We start from the raw sequence: 14364 nt of genomic DNA on the forward strand, positions 1-14364 counted from the left end.
TCATGCAAAAATTACTCTCATTACCGCCCAATCTTGTGGCTTCTTTTTATGACTTGGAGCATGTAAATCGTGCCGATTGGTTTTGTACCTCCGATCCGATAGGTATGAAATTAGGATCGGGTGGTGGTACTACCTGGCTGTTGCAGGAGTGTTATCGTCAGGCTGCAACCGATCAAACTCAATCGGAATGGTTGGCATCCGAAAAACGAATCTTGCTGCATGCCGGCGGACAAAGCCGCCGCTTGCCCGGCTATGCTCCTTCGGGTAAAATTCTGACTCCTATCCCGGTGTTTCGTTGGGAGCGTGGACAGAAGTTAAGTCAGAATCTGCTTTCGTTGCAATTGCCCTTCTACGAGCAAATCATGCAGAAGGCTCCCGAAACATTGCGTACCATGATCGTGAGCGGTGATGTATATATACGTGCCGAGAAACCTTTACAAACCATACCTGAAGCCGATGTAGTATGCTACGGACTGTGGGTTGATGCCTCTTTGGCAAGCCATCACGGTGTCTTTCTGTCGCATCGAAAACAACCCGATCAGCTCGATTTTATGTTGCAGAAACCCTCACTGGGCGAACTCGAAAGGCTGTCTTCTTCTCATTTGTTTCTGATGGATGTAGGCATTTGGATGCTTAGCGACCGTGCGGTAGAGCTGCTCATGAAGCGCTCGCATCAGGAGGGAAAGAAAGATGTGTTGAGGTATTACGATCTTTATTCCGATTTCGGCCTTGCGCTGGGCAATCATCCGCGTACCGAAGACGATGAGCTAAATGCTTTGTCGGTAGCCATTCTGCCTCTGCCCGGTGGTGAGTTCTACCATTACGGTACTAGCCGTGAGCTGCTTTCGTCGACCGTAACACTGCAAAACAAAGTGCACGATCAGCGTCGTATCATGCACCATAAGGTGAAGCCTAATCCGGCCATCTTTACACAGAACACCATTGTAGAATTGCCCCTTACCCCGGCCAATGATCAGGTATGGATCGAAAATAGTTATGTGAGCCAACGCTGGCAATTGGGTACGCGCCATATCATCACCGGTGTGCCCGGCAATGATTGGGTGCTTAAACTGCCCGACGGCGTTTGTGTCGACATCGTGCCTGTGGGCGACACCGCTTGGTGCGTGCGTCCTTATGGCTTCGACGATGCCTTTAAAGGAGACGTGTGCGATGATACGACTCTCTTTCAGGGAGTACCTTTCGGTGCGTGGCTTACGCAGCGCGGCTTGACTACTGCCGTGCTATCGGGTCGGAAAGATGACCTGCAAGCCACTGCTATCTTCCCGTTGGTCGAAAGTGTCGAAGAGATGGGATGTGTGCTTCGTTGGATGGTTTCCGAACCCCATCTCGAAGAGGGAAAGACCATTTGGTTGCGCAGCAAACGCCTCTCGGCCGATGAAATATCGGCACAAGCAAACCTGCAACGACTGTATGAACAACGTGATTCGTTTAGAAAAGAGAATTGGAAAGCATTGTCTGCCAATTACGAAAAGAGTGTTTTTTATCAACTCGATCTGGCCAATGTAGCCGATGAGTTCCATCGTTTCCATTTGCCGCCTCCTGCCGTGCTGCCCGAAACGGCACCCCAACTACAACGCAGTTGCAACCGGATGTTGCGTGCTCAGATATTGAAACTCGATGGGAAGCCCTATACTGAAGATGAAAGCAATGCTTTTGCTCTGTTGCGCGAAGGATTGCTGACCGACCTGTATGAACACAAGAACCAACCGCAACTCAATGTCTATACAGACCAGATTGTTTGGGGGCGCAGCCCGGTACGCATCGACCTGGCAGGTGGGTGGACGGATACTCCGCCTTACTCATTGCAGGCCGGTGGCAATGTGGTGAATCTGGCTATTGAACTCAACGGACAACCCCCTCTTCAGGTATACATCAAACCCGCTAAAGAGCATCAGGTAGTGCTTCGCTCCATTGATATGGGTGCGTTAGAGATAGTGACGACTTTCGAAGAACTGATGGAATATGGTAAGGTCGGTTCGCCGTTCTCCATACCCAAGGCAGCGCTGGCACTGGCGGGTTTTGTTCCGGAGTTCTCGCAAACCCGCTACCCCTCTTTGCAAGAACAACTCAAAGCCTTTGGATCGGGTATTGAGATAACCTTGTTGTCGGCCATTCCAACTGGATCGGGGCTCGGAACCAGCTCTATTCTTGCATCGACCGTGTTGGGAGCCATGAGCGATTTTTGCGGCCTTGCATGGAATAAGAACGAGATATGCAGTCGTACGCTGGCTCTTGAACAGTTGCTCACTACCGGTGGCGGATGGCAAGACCAATATGGCGGCGTGCTTCAAGGCATCAAGCTTTTGCAAACAGAGGCAGGCTTCGCACAGGAACCGTTGGTTCGCTGGTTGCCCGAACACCTCTTTACACACCCCGAATACAAAGATTGTCATTTGCTTTACTATACCGGTATTACCCGTACGGCAAAGGGAATATTGGCCGAAATAGTACGCTCTATGTTTCTGAACTCTTCTTCGCACCTTCGCTTGTTAACGCAGATGAAGGCGCATGCATTGGATCTTTCGGAAGCCATTCAGCGCAATCAGTTCGAAGAATACGGCACATTGGTCGGTACAAGTTGGATGCAGAATAAAGCACTCGACAGTGGCACCAATCCGCCCGAGGTCGAAGCGATCATCCGACAAATAAAAGACTATACGCTCGGCTACAAGCTTCCGGGAGCCGGTGGGGGAGGATATCTCTATATGGTAGCCAAAGATCCGCAGGCTGCTTTGCGCATCCGGGAAGTACTCACGCAGAATCCGCCCAATTCCTGTGCACGTTTTGTTGAAATGTCGCTTTCGCAATTAGGACTTCAAGTATCCCGTTCGTAGTTGGCAATTGGCTGAATTATAGAAAGTTATATTTTCTATATAACCTTGCTTGCAAAAGTACGTATTTAATGCTGTGTTAATATACTAGTTTATACAGCATTAAGTACGTACTCTTTGATACCAAGAATACGTACTTATTAAAACTCACAATTAACAAAATAGGTTGAATTGTTAAACCTGCAATCTAATTTAATACCATGAAAGTCAAATTCTTTTTTCTGATCTGCTTTTTATGCATATCGTGTGCGTTGAAGTCGGCGGATAAGCCGGTTATCAAAATTGCTACCAATCAGGTGCATCTTATTTATAGAGTTGCCGATAATGGACGTTTGTATCAAAGCTATCTGGGCAAGCGTCTGAATCATGATTCGGATATCGCTTTTTTACCCTTGGGAAAAGAGGCTTATATCACCCACGGACTCGAAGATTATTTTGAACCTGCCATTCACTTGTTGCATAATGATGGTAATCCGTCTCTGTTGTTGAAGTATGCATCTCACACCGTAAACCAAGTGTTGCCGGGTGTAGAAGAAACTGTGATTACGTTGCAGGATGATAAATATCCCGTGACCGTTCTCCTACATTTTGTTGCATACGGCAAAGAAAATTTGATAAAAACCTATACCGAAATCAGTCATAAAGAGAAGAAACCGGTGGAACTGCATAAGTACGCCTCTTCTATGCTTCACCTCAACCGCAGCAACTATCTCTTAACGGAGTTTGTAGGTAATTGGGCGAGTGAAGGTCAAATGAAAGAGACTCCGCTGGAGTTTGGAAAGAAAATTTTAGATACCAAGTTAGGTAGTCGTGCCAACATGTTCTGCTCGCCTTTCTTTCAGTTGGCGTTAGATGGCAAAGCAGATGAGAACAGTGGCGAAGTCCTTGTCGGTACACTGGGGTGGACGGGCAATTTCAGCTTTCTTTTTGAAGTCGACAACAGAAACTGGCTCCGCATTGTGTCGGGTATCAATCCTTACGCTTCGATATACCGTCTGAAGCCGAACGAAGTGTTTCGTACCCCCGACTTCTATTTTACGTACAGTTTCAACGGTAAAGGAGAAGCCAGTCGCAATTTTCATGATTGGGCACGTAACTATCAGGTAAAAGATGGGAACAAAGACCGTATGGTATTGCTTAATAACTGGGAATCCACTCATTTTGATTTCAACGAAAACAAGCTTGAGCAACTGATGGGCGATGCCGTAGAGCTAGGTGTAGATCTATTTTTGCTCGACGACGGATGGTTTGGCAACAAGTATCCCCGCAATAGCGACCGTCAAGGTCTGGGCGATTGGGAGGTAATGACTACCAAGCTACCCAATGGCATTGCTCACCTCACTCAAGTGGCCAAAGAGAAGGGCGTGAAATTTGGATTATGGATAGAACCCGAAATGGTAAGTCCGAAGAGCGAACTTTACGAAAAGCATAAAGATTGGGTGATTCATTTACCCAACCGCGATGAATACTACTACCGTAATCAGATGGTGTTGGATCTGAGCAACCCCAATGTGCAGGATTTTGTTTTCAGTGTGGTCGACAACCTGATGACCAACTGTCCCGATATCGCCTTTTTCAAGTGGGATTGTAACAGCCCCATAACCAATATCTATTCGGTATACTTGAAAGATAAGCAATCGCATCTTTACATTGATTATGTACGAGGTCTGTACCGAGTGCTCGAACGTGTGAAAGCCAAATACCCCAACCTGCCCATGATGCTTTGTTCCGGTGGTGGTGCACGTTCAGACTACCAAGCATTGAAGTACTTCACCGAGTTCTGGCCTAGCGACAATACCGATCCTATCGAACGTTTATTTATTCAATGGGGATATTCGCAGGTATTTCCCGTGAAAACGATGTGTGCACATGTCACTTCCTGGAACAAGAATACCAGTATCAAGTTTCGTACCGATGTAGCCATGATGTGTAAGTTGGGTTTTGATATGAAGTTGGAGGAGATGAGCCGGAACGAACAAGCCTATTGCCGCGATGCCGTTAAGAATTATCGTGCATTGAAGCCGGTTGTTATGGAAGGCGACCAATACCGTTTGGTTTCTCCTTACAGTGGAAACCATACGTCTACGATGTACGTGGAAAAAGATCAGCGTAAAGCAGTGGTGTTTGCATTTGATATACATCCCCGTTATGCAGAAAAGTTGTTTCCGGTGCGTTTGCAGGGGTTGAACGCTGATACGATGTATCGGGTGAACGAAATAAATGGTATGCCGGGTACTGTCTCTTCTTTATCGGGAAATGGAAAGCTATTTTCCGGCGAATATCTAATGAACATTGGGTTGTCTCTTTTTACAGGATCTCAGCTGAATAGCCGGGTGGTCGAGGTAGTGGCAGAATAAAAGTTTATTGAGAATAATCTAAATTGAAGGCAGAACTGTGTCAGAGACAGAGTGTAGAATGATCTACATACTCTGCTCTTGTGCCGTTCTGCCTCTTTTGGTTAATTTTTAGTCTGCATTTTTCATTAACCATTCTGTTCTACGCATATCGGGTAGGTGTTTTACTTTGAAATGCTCAAACGTGGCATTGAACCCTTGTCCGTCGGGGCACGCTCCCATGAATCCGACCATTACGGGGACGTGATCCTGTAGCCATGCATTGCGCATCATCACATACGTTTTATCGTCGAAAGAATAAAAAACCTCAACTGCGTCCAAACGTCTTATGGCTTTAATCCAAACGTATGGCACTGGTTTTTCAAGTGTAATAACACTCCAGTCGGAGGTTTTATGAGTAACGACCGTGCTTAAATTGTATTTACCATCTACAAATTCAACACCTGCTTTGATATAGTTTTCGTGGTCGGTGCGAAGCATTAATCCTGCTTGGTCAAAACGAACTTTATAATCACCCGATATCTTTACCTTTACTTCAAATTCGCCCCCATACGTGGCATAGTAAAAAGGTGCATCGTCTACTGTAAATCCATAATGAGAAATACGCCAATAGTCACTTTGCGGAGTGACGAACATAGAGACGGTATTATTCTTTATCGTCCATTGTTGTGGTTCGTTAAACCATTGCATTTTTTCCAATGACTGTGCAAAGACACTGGGTGCAATTGCAATGATAAATAAATTTAGTAATACTTTTTTCATTTAATACATTTTTATTAGTTAGCAGAAAAAAAAGATGTTATTTGAACAGAAAACATCATTTCCTATATTCAAATAACCATTGATATTATACCTTTGCAAAGGTAATACATTGCTGTATGATGTGCAATGGTAAATAATAACCATAGAAGATGAAGGAATTAGCAGAATTAGAGAGTCGATTGCTCGAACAGGATTTTATTCCACAACAAAAAAACTGTGTTTTAGAGCAGTACAAACAGACCGCAGCGATGTATGCTCAAATAGAAAATTCAATAGCTGTTTTGAGCGACCTGAAAGACAGAAAAAGTTATATATACAATGGAGCGCTTGGCGAAGTACTCGATTTATACCCCAAGAACGCCGCCAAAGAAATTAATTCCATTTGGGAAGAGGATATCTATAACCGTATCCATCCGGACGATATAGTAGCACGGCACGCTTTTGAATTGAAGTTCTTTCATTTGCTCAAAAAGACACCCATTCGGCAACGTATCCATTTTCGTACGCATAGTTTCCTACGTATGGCAAACTCGAAGGGCGAGTATCTATCGGTTTTACATCGCACTTTTTACTTGTGCAACCAAAGTAATGGTACTTTGTGGCTCGCATTGTGTTTGTATAACTTTGCACCTACTAGCGAACCCATACTTTCTTTCGAAGGAATAATACAAAACTCACTAACCGGTGAGCTGCTAAAAGAGTCGAACGATACTGTTCCGGAAATTATTTCGTATCGCGAAAAGGAGGTGTTAAACTTGATAGAACAAGGCATGCCGAGTAAGCAAATTGCGATAAAATTAGCTATAAGTAAAAATACGGTCGACCGTCATAGGCAGAATATTATGGAAAAACTACGAGTCGGAAATTCGATGGAGGCAATCAAAGTGGCCCACGAACTGAATATCATATAACTCCTCAAATTCATAAGCTACGCTCACGGTAAAAAAGTAGATAATTTAGTGAAAAGGTAACAATTTTCACTAAAAACAGACGCGGTCGCTTAAAATAATCAAAAAACACAAAAAGTTCTTACGAATTCTCATTAAATAGCCGAAAAGCATTACTTTTGTTTTACTTATACGTATTAAAATAGAACCGATGATAAAAAAAATACTAACAGCACTCTTGTTGTTTCCTACGTTGGTATGTGCTCAGATAAACACAGACAGGGTAATGATGATTGCTCGCAATGCCCTTTATTTTGAGGACTACGTTTTGTCTATTCAGTACTTTAATCAAGTAATCAATGCGAAGCCTTATTTGTATGAACCTTACTTCTTTCGGGGATTGGCAAAGATCAACCTGGACGATTTTCAAGGAGCCGAAGCCGATTGTGATGCTGCCATCGAGCGTAACCCCTTTGTAGTAGGCGCTTATCAGATACGTGGCTTGGCACGTATTCGCCAGAATAAATACGCCGAGGCTATCAGCGATTATAAAAAGGCGCTACACTACGATCCCGAAAATGTAACCCTTTGGCACAACCTGACGCTGTGTCATATTCAAGAAAAAGATTATAAGTCGGCTGAAGAAGATTTAGGTCATCTGCTGGCTGTTTCTCCCCGCTATACACGTGCCTACTTGATGCGTGGCGAGGTGGCGTTGAACCAAAAAGATACGGTGAGGGCATTGAATGACTTCAATACGGCTATTTCGATGGATAAATACGACCCCGACGCCTGGTCTTCGCGTGCCATTGTTTATTTGCAGCAAGCCAAGTATGCCGATGCCGAAGCGGACTTGAACCAGGCCATTCGTTTGAGTGCCCGAAATGCGGGAAACTATATCAACCGCGCTTTGGCTCGTTTTCATCAAACAAACTTGAGAGGGGCGATGAACGATTATGATCTTGCACTCGATATCGATCCCAATAACTTTATCGGGCACTACAACCGTGGTTTGTTACGTGCGCAAGTGGGCGATGATAACCGAGCCATCGAGGACTTCGACTTTGTGCTCAATATAGAGCCCGATAACATGATGGCTACCTTCAATCGTGGCTTGTTGCGTGCTCAAACAGGTGATTATCGCGGAGCTATCAAGGATTATACCACCGTGATCGATCAATATCCCAACTTTTTGGCGGGTTATTATAGCCGTGCTGAGGCTCGGCGCAAAATGGGCGATCGAAAAGGAGCCGAGATGGACGAGTTTAAGGTCATGAAAGCTCAATTGGACAAACGCAACAATGTGGGGGTGAATGATAAAGCGGTAGCCGAGAACAAGGATGGCGACAAGAACGACGGTGATGCAAAGGATGGCAACAAAACCCGTAAGAAGTCGGATAAGGATATGAACAACTATCGGAAAATTGTGATTGCCGATGATACGGAAGCAGAACAGAAGTACAAGAGCGATTATCGCGGACGTGTGCAGGATCGGAATGTCAATATCAAGATGGAACCGATGTTTGCGTTGACCTATTACGAGAAGGTGAGCGAGGTGAAGCGATCGGTGAATTATCATAAATTCATCGACGCATTGAACCGAAGCAACGAGCTTCCCAAGCGTTTGTACATTAGTAATATCGAGTCGCCGCTAACCGAGGAGCAAGTGAAGTTTCACTTTGCGTTGATCGATGCGCATACGTCGGCTATCGTGGCCGATGGAAAAGATGCGCGTAAGCGTTTCTCGCGTGCTCTTGATTTCTATCTCGTGCAGGATTTTGCCAGCTCTATCGACGATTTGACACAAGCTATTTTGCTCGACGATACCTTCTTCCCCGCCTACTTCATGCGTTCGCTGGTGCGCTACAAACAGTTGGAATATCAAAGAGCTGAAGCTGGTGCAACCGACTCGTCGCCATTGAGCAACTCTACCGCTGCTAAGCCCGAAGTGGGTGCTGTTGACTATGAGGTGGTTCGGAAAGATTTGGATAAGGTAATTGAACTGGCTCCCGATTTTGTATATGCTTATTACAATCGCGCCAACATAGCGGCTATGCTGAAAGATTATCGTGCGGCTATTGTCGATTATGACAAAGCAATTCAATTGAATCCGGAGTTCGCAGATGCCTATTATAACCGTGGCTTGACTCACATCTTCCTAGGAAATAACCGACTGGGTGTAGCCGATTTGAGCAAAGCAGGCGAATTAGGTATTGTTTCGGCATACAACATCATTAAGCGTTTTACCGAGCAACCGGAATAACATTTATTTGATAAAAATCTGAAAAGTCAAAAGAAAACCTTATTTTTGCGAGCTAATAATAGAAATATAACATCACACTTATGATAAAGATAACATTTCCCGATGGCTCTGTTCGTGAGTATAACGAAGGAGTGAACGGTCTGCAAATTGCAGAAAGCATCAGTTCGCGTTTGGCACAAGACGTTTTGGCTTGTGGGGTAAACGGCGAAATTTATGATTTAGGACGTCCCATCAACGAGGATGCCGCTGTGGTTCTCTATAAATGGGACGATGAGCAAGGTAAGCACGCCTTCTGGCATACCAGTGCCCACTTGCTCGCCGAGGCTTTGCAGGAGCTATACCCGGGCATTCAGTTTGGTATAGGACCCGCTATCGAAAACGGTTTCTACTATGATGTAGATCCGGGCGAAGCGGTAATCAAGGAAGGCGACCTGGCAACGATCGAAGCCAAAATGGCCGAGCTGGTAGCCAGAAAAGAGGCTGTAGTAAGAGCCGATATTGCCAAAACCGATGCGCTGAAAATGTTTGGCGAACGTGGCGAAACATACAAATGCGAATTGATCTCCGAGCTCGAAGACGGTCGTATCACTACCTATACGCAAGGTGCATTCACCGACTTGTGTCGCGGACCGCACTTGATGACTACCTCGCCGATTAAGGCTATTAAGCTGACCTCGGTGGCCGGAGCTTACTGGCGTGGACACGAAGACCGTAAGATGCTTACCCGTATCTACGGTATCACCTTCCCGAAAAAGAAGATGCTCGATGAATACCTGGTGTTGATGGAGGAAGCTAAAAAACGCGACCACCGCAAAATCGGTAAAGAGATGGAGTTGTTCATGTTCTCCGAAATGGTTGGAAAAGGATTGCCGATGTGGCTTCCCAAAGGAACCGCGCTACGTTTGCGTTTGGAAGACTTCCTTAAGAAAATTCAACGACGTTTTGGATACCAGCAGGTCATGACTCCGCATATCGGTAACAAGCAACTGTATATCACTTCGGGTCATTATGCCAAATATGGCAAGGACTCTTTCCAACCGATACATACGCCCGAAGAGGACGAAGAGTATCTGTTGAAACCGATGAACTGCCCTCACCACTGTGAGATTTACAAATGGCAACCTCGCTCGTACAAAGACCTTCCTTTGCGTTTGGCAGAGTTCGGTACTGTATACCGCTACGAGCAAAGTGGTGAGTTGCACGGATTGACTCGTGTGCGCAGTTTTACACAAGATGATGCACACATCTTCTGTCGTCCCGATCAGGTGAAAGATGAATTCCTTCACGTAATGGATATTATCTTTATTATTTTCAAAGCACTTGACTTTGAGAATTTTGAAGCTCAAATCTCTTTACGCGATCCCAACAACCGTGAGAAGTATATCGGTAGCGATGAAAACTGGGAAAGAGCCGAACAGGCCATCATCGAGGCTTGTGCCGAAAAGGGCTTAAAGGCTAAGATCGAATTGGGCGAAGCTGCCTTCTATGGTCCTAAGCTTGACTTTATGGTACGCGATGCCATTGGTCGTAAGTGGCAGTTGGGAACGATTCAGGTTGACTATAACCTGCCCGAGCGTTTCCAATTAGAGTATACCGGTAGCGATAACATGAAGCACCGTCCTGTGATGATTCACCGTGCACCGTTTGGTTCTATGGAGCGTTTCGTTGCTGTGCTTATCGAGCATACCGGTGGTAAATTCCCCTTGTGGCTTACTCCCGATCAGGTAGCTATTCTTCCCATCAGCGAGAAGTTTAATGACTACGCACAGCAAGTAAGAACTTATCTGGATACGCAAGATATCCGTGCCATTGTAGACGATCGTAACGAAAAGATTGGCCGTAAAATACGTGATAATGAGATGAAACGTATTCCTTATATGCTTATCGTAGGTGAGAAAGAAGCCGAAAATGGTGAAGTTTCAGTTCGTAGACAAGGCGAAGGAGACAAGGGAACAATGAAATTTGAAGATTTTGGTAAAATTTTGAACGAAGAAGTTCAGAATATGATAAATAAATGGTAACTTTGCGCGCAATTGTAGAAGCACGGTGTCAAGATGACGCTCTAAAGTACGCTGATACATTAATAAATAAATTAATTTGGTAGTAAATAAAAAACAAACTGGTAATCGTTATTTAATGAAGAATGACAGCTTAAAAGGGCAATACCGGATCAATGAACAGATTCGTGCCAAGGAAGTACGTATTGTGGGTGAGGAATCAGAACCTCAGATTTTTACGATCGCGCAAGCTTTGAAAATGGCTTCAGATCAGGAACTGGATCTTGTCGAGATTTCTCCCAATGCACAACCCCCTGTTTGTCGTATTATTGACTACTCTAAATTCCTTTATCAGCAGAAGAAGCGTCAGAAAGAGCAAAAGGCGAAACAGGTAAAAGTAAACGTGAAAGAAATTCGTTTCGGTCCGCAAACAGACGACCATGATTACAACTTTAAGTTGAAGCATGCCATCGGTTTCTTGGAAGACGGAGATAAAGTGAAGGCTTACGTTTTCTTCAAAGGACGTTCAATCCTTTTCAAAGAGCAAGGAGAAGTTCTTTTGTTGCGCTTTGCCAATGACCTCGAAGATTATGCGAAAGTAGATCAGTTGCCGGTACTCGAAGGCAAGCGTATGATTATCTTCCTTTCTCCGAAGAAGAAAGAAGCTAGTGCACCGAAGAAACCCGCTGCACCTAAAGTAGTAGCTCCCAAAGCCGAAGCAAAACCTGCCGAAGCGGTTGAAGCAAAGGAAGCCAAAGCAGAATAAAGAAAAATGCGTAACGCGCAGGTATAGTGCGTTGCCATCTATTTAATAATTTAAAAACAAGTAAGATGCCAAAGATGAAGACTAACTCCGGTGCAAAAAAAAGGTTTACCCTTACCGGAACAGGTAAAATCAAAAGAAAGCACGCTTTTCACAGTCACATTTTGACTAAGAAATCAACCAAGAGAAAAAGAAACCTGTGCTACTCTACAACTGTTGATGCAACAAATGTGAGCCAGGTGAAGGAACTCTTGTGCATGAAGTAACCAGAGAAGCGTACAACGTATTATTAAAGTATTAACCGGATGTATAGCTTTAAGTTCGCTACATGAAGCAGCGGCGCTAACATTCAAAAAAGAGTAAAACTATGCCAAGATCAGTAAATCATGTTGCTTCGAAAGCAAGAAGAAAGAAAATTTTGAAATTGACCAGAGGTTACTTTGGTGCAAGAAAAAATGTATGGACCGTAGCTAAAAACACTTGGGAGAAGGGTTTGACGTACGCGTTCCGTGACCGTAGAAACAAGAAAAGAAATTTCCGCGCGCTTTGGATACAACGTATCAACGCTGCTGCACGTCTTGAAGGAATGTCATATTCTAAATTGATGGGTGGCTTGCACAAAGCTGGTATCGAAATAAACCGTAAGGTTTTGGCCGATTTAGCAATGAACCACCCAGAGGCTTTCAAAGCTGTGGTTGCTAAAGCAAAGGCTGCCTAAGTTTCAATCGTTTACGATTTGTGAAGTGCCGGATACATCCATGTATCCGGCACTTTTTTATGTATAAACAGGTGCTATGAGATGTGAAAAAAGCAATTTGCCGTAAACAAAGTCCTTTAATCTCTTGTTTAATTGGCGTAGAAAGATTACATTTGTAGTACGAAAAATATAAGCCGTATCGACTTGATCGGGAAACTCTTCAAATTAATCTGATGCACCGAGAAAGTTTCGTTTCTTAATGGCGGGCCACATCCTTCGGGACAGCTTTAAGCCGGTGGATTACAAAAAGAGCGAACACTCAAATCTTGTTCTATCAGAGTTTCATCACATCGTCGGTACGGCTTTCTTTTATATTCTCCCCCTATGATATTCTACTTTTCAGGTACAGGAAACTCAAAGTGGGTTGCACAGCAACTTGCCGACGTACAACAAGAAAGACTCGTATTTATACCCGATGCTTTACGAAGCGCAACAACCGAATTCTCTCTGCAAGAAGAGGAGAAGGTGGGTTTCGTTTTTCCGATCTATTCATGGGGGCCTCCGCCTATCGTGCTGGAGTTTATTCATCAACTGGTGCTGCATGGCGCCGAAGCGCACTACCTTTTCTTTGTTTGCTCTTGTGGCGATGATACGGGGTTGACCGAAAGCGTCATGCGCAAAGCATTTGCAGCGCGTGGGTGGGAGTGTAGTGCCGGATTCTCGGTAGCTATGCCCAACAACTATGTGCTGCTGCCGGGTTTCGATGTCGACAGCAAAGAGGTGGAGCAACAGAAGCTCTTGCATGCACAACCGACTCTGGACGAAATAAATCGGTTGATCGAAGAGCGGCAGCCACTCTTTCGGTGTCACGAAGGGAGCATGCCTTTCCTTAAAACAAGGTTAATCTATCCGCTTTTCGTCCGTTACGGCATATCGGCCAAGAAGTTTTGGACAACAGATGCGTGTGTAGCTTGCGGACGCTGTGAAAAGGTATGCCCGATGCAGAATGTAACGATGGATCACCAAAAGCCCGTCTGGGGCGAGCATTGCACCTCCTGTCTGGCTTGTTACCATGTGTGTCCGAAGCGAGCCGTGCAATACGGCAAACAGACCAAGGGGAAGGGACAGTACTTTAACCCTCAGGCTCTGAAATAAGAAATGGCGAATAACTCACACCTGCCGGGTGGTTATTCGCCATTTATCATGCTTGTCGACTCTTACTTAATAACAATCTCGCAGTGCGACAGGTCTTCTATAATGGCAAGGCTCTCTACTCTGATGCCTTTTTCTTCGATCTTTTTGCGGCCGTGCTGGAACTCTTTCTCGATGATGAATCCCATACCTACCAGCGAAGCACCGGCTTGATTAATCAGGTCGATAACCCCCAAGGCTGCATTGCCATAGGCAAGGAAGTCGTCGACGAAGAGCACTTTATCATTGGGCGTGAGGAAATCGGAACTGATCACGACATCGTAATCGCGGTCTTTGGTAAACGAATGAACCGTTGTGCTCAAAACGTTCTGAATCGTTTTGGGGGATTTTTTCTTCGCAAATACAACGGGTAGGTCTAACAGATACCCGGTCATGATAGCAGGGGCAATACCGCTGGCTTCGATCGTCATGATCTTGTTTACTCCGGTTGATGCAAATCGGCGTACAAATTCTACACCGATTGATTTCATTAACGTTGGGTCCATCTGATGGTTGATAAAGCTATCTACTTTCAAAATACCACCTTCAAAACACCTGCCATCTTGCAGGATTCTCTTTTTTAATAACTGCATATTTA

The 14364-nt window shown here is 44.9% G+C and carries 11 protein-coding genes; 9 read left to right on the plus strand and 2 right to left on the minus strand.

Features of this window, described 5'->3' with window-relative positions; genetic code table 11:
- The first annotated feature begins 2 nt into the window (after positions 1-2).
- Positions 3-2855: a bifunctional fucokinase/fucose-1-phosphate guanylyltransferase gene (locus TY03_RS17815; protein WP_042372444.1), complete on the plus strand. Its 2853-nt coding sequence runs from the start codon at positions 3-5 to the stop codon at positions 2853-2855.
- A gap of 197 nt (positions 2856-3052) precedes the next feature.
- The gene (locus TY03_RS17820; protein WP_042372445.1) at positions 3053-5209 is read left to right on the plus strand and encodes an alpha-galactosidase; all 2157 of its coding nucleotides are present in this window, start codon (positions 3053-3055) and stop codon (positions 5207-5209) included.
- Positions 5210-5317: 108 nt separating this feature from the next.
- On the opposite strand, the gene TY03_RS17825 is transcribed toward TY03_RS17820, so the two are convergent.
- The gene (locus TY03_RS17825; protein ID WP_042372447.1) at positions 5318-5968 is read right to left on the minus strand and encodes a DUF1349 domain-containing protein; all 651 of its coding nucleotides are present in this window, start codon (positions 5966-5968) and stop codon (positions 5318-5320) included.
- Between the two features lie 149 nt (positions 5969-6117).
- Between TY03_RS17825 and TY03_RS17830 the strand changes: the two genes are divergently transcribed.
- The 7 genes from TY03_RS17830 to TY03_RS17860 all read left to right on the plus strand — a co-directional run bounded on the left by TY03_RS17830 (position 6118) and on the right by TY03_RS17860 (position 13730).
- Positions 6118-6879, plus strand: a complete 762-nt coding sequence (locus tag TY03_RS17830; RefSeq protein ID WP_042372448.1) for a response regulator transcription factor — start codon at positions 6118-6120, stop codon at positions 6877-6879.
- 187 nt (positions 6880-7066) lie between these two features.
- A complete protein-coding gene (locus tag TY03_RS17835) occupies positions 7067-9118 on the plus strand; it encodes a tetratricopeptide repeat protein (RefSeq protein ID WP_042372450.1) in 2052 nt (683 codons plus the stop codon).
- A gap of 80 nt (positions 9119-9198) precedes the next feature.
- Positions 9199-11139, plus strand: a complete 1941-nt coding sequence (gene thrS / locus TY03_RS17840) for a threonine--tRNA ligase (protein WP_042372452.1) — start codon at positions 9199-9201, stop codon at positions 11137-11139.
- Positions 11140-11254: 115 nt separating this feature from the next.
- On the plus strand, positions 11255-11881 hold the full coding sequence (infC, locus tag TY03_RS17845) for a translation initiation factor IF-3 (RefSeq protein WP_187374011.1): 627 nt from the start codon (positions 11255-11257) through the stop codon (positions 11879-11881).
- Between the two features lie 65 nt (positions 11882-11946).
- Positions 11947-12144: a 50S ribosomal protein L35 gene (gene rpmI, locus TY03_RS17850; protein ID WP_042372457.1), complete on the plus strand. Its 198-nt coding sequence runs from the start codon at positions 11947-11949 to the stop codon at positions 12142-12144.
- Between the two features lie 101 nt (positions 12145-12245).
- Complete coding sequence (gene rplT / locus TY03_RS17855) at positions 12246-12596, plus strand: 50S ribosomal protein L20 (RefSeq protein ID WP_004297540.1); 351 nt, start codon at positions 12246-12248, stop codon at positions 12594-12596.
- Positions 12597-12959: 363 nt separating this feature from the next.
- Positions 12960-13730 carry an EFR1 family ferrodoxin gene (locus TY03_RS17860; protein WP_042372463.1) on the plus strand — a complete coding sequence of 257 codons (771 nt, stop codon included), beginning with the start codon at positions 12960-12962 and terminating at the stop codon, positions 13728-13730.
- A gap of 62 nt (positions 13731-13792) precedes the next feature.
- On the opposite strand, the gene xpt is transcribed toward TY03_RS17860, so the two are convergent.
- The gene (gene xpt / locus TY03_RS17865) at positions 13793-14359 is read right to left on the minus strand and encodes a xanthine phosphoribosyltransferase (RefSeq protein ID WP_042372464.1); all 567 of its coding nucleotides are present in this window, start codon (positions 14357-14359) and stop codon (positions 13793-13795) included.
- Positions 14360-14364 lie beyond the last annotated feature (5 nt).

It is taken from the genome of Bacteroides neonati (assembly GCF_000499785.1).
Lineage (GTDB): Bacteria > Bacteroidota > Bacteroidia > Bacteroidales > Bacteroidaceae > Bacteroides > Bacteroides neonati.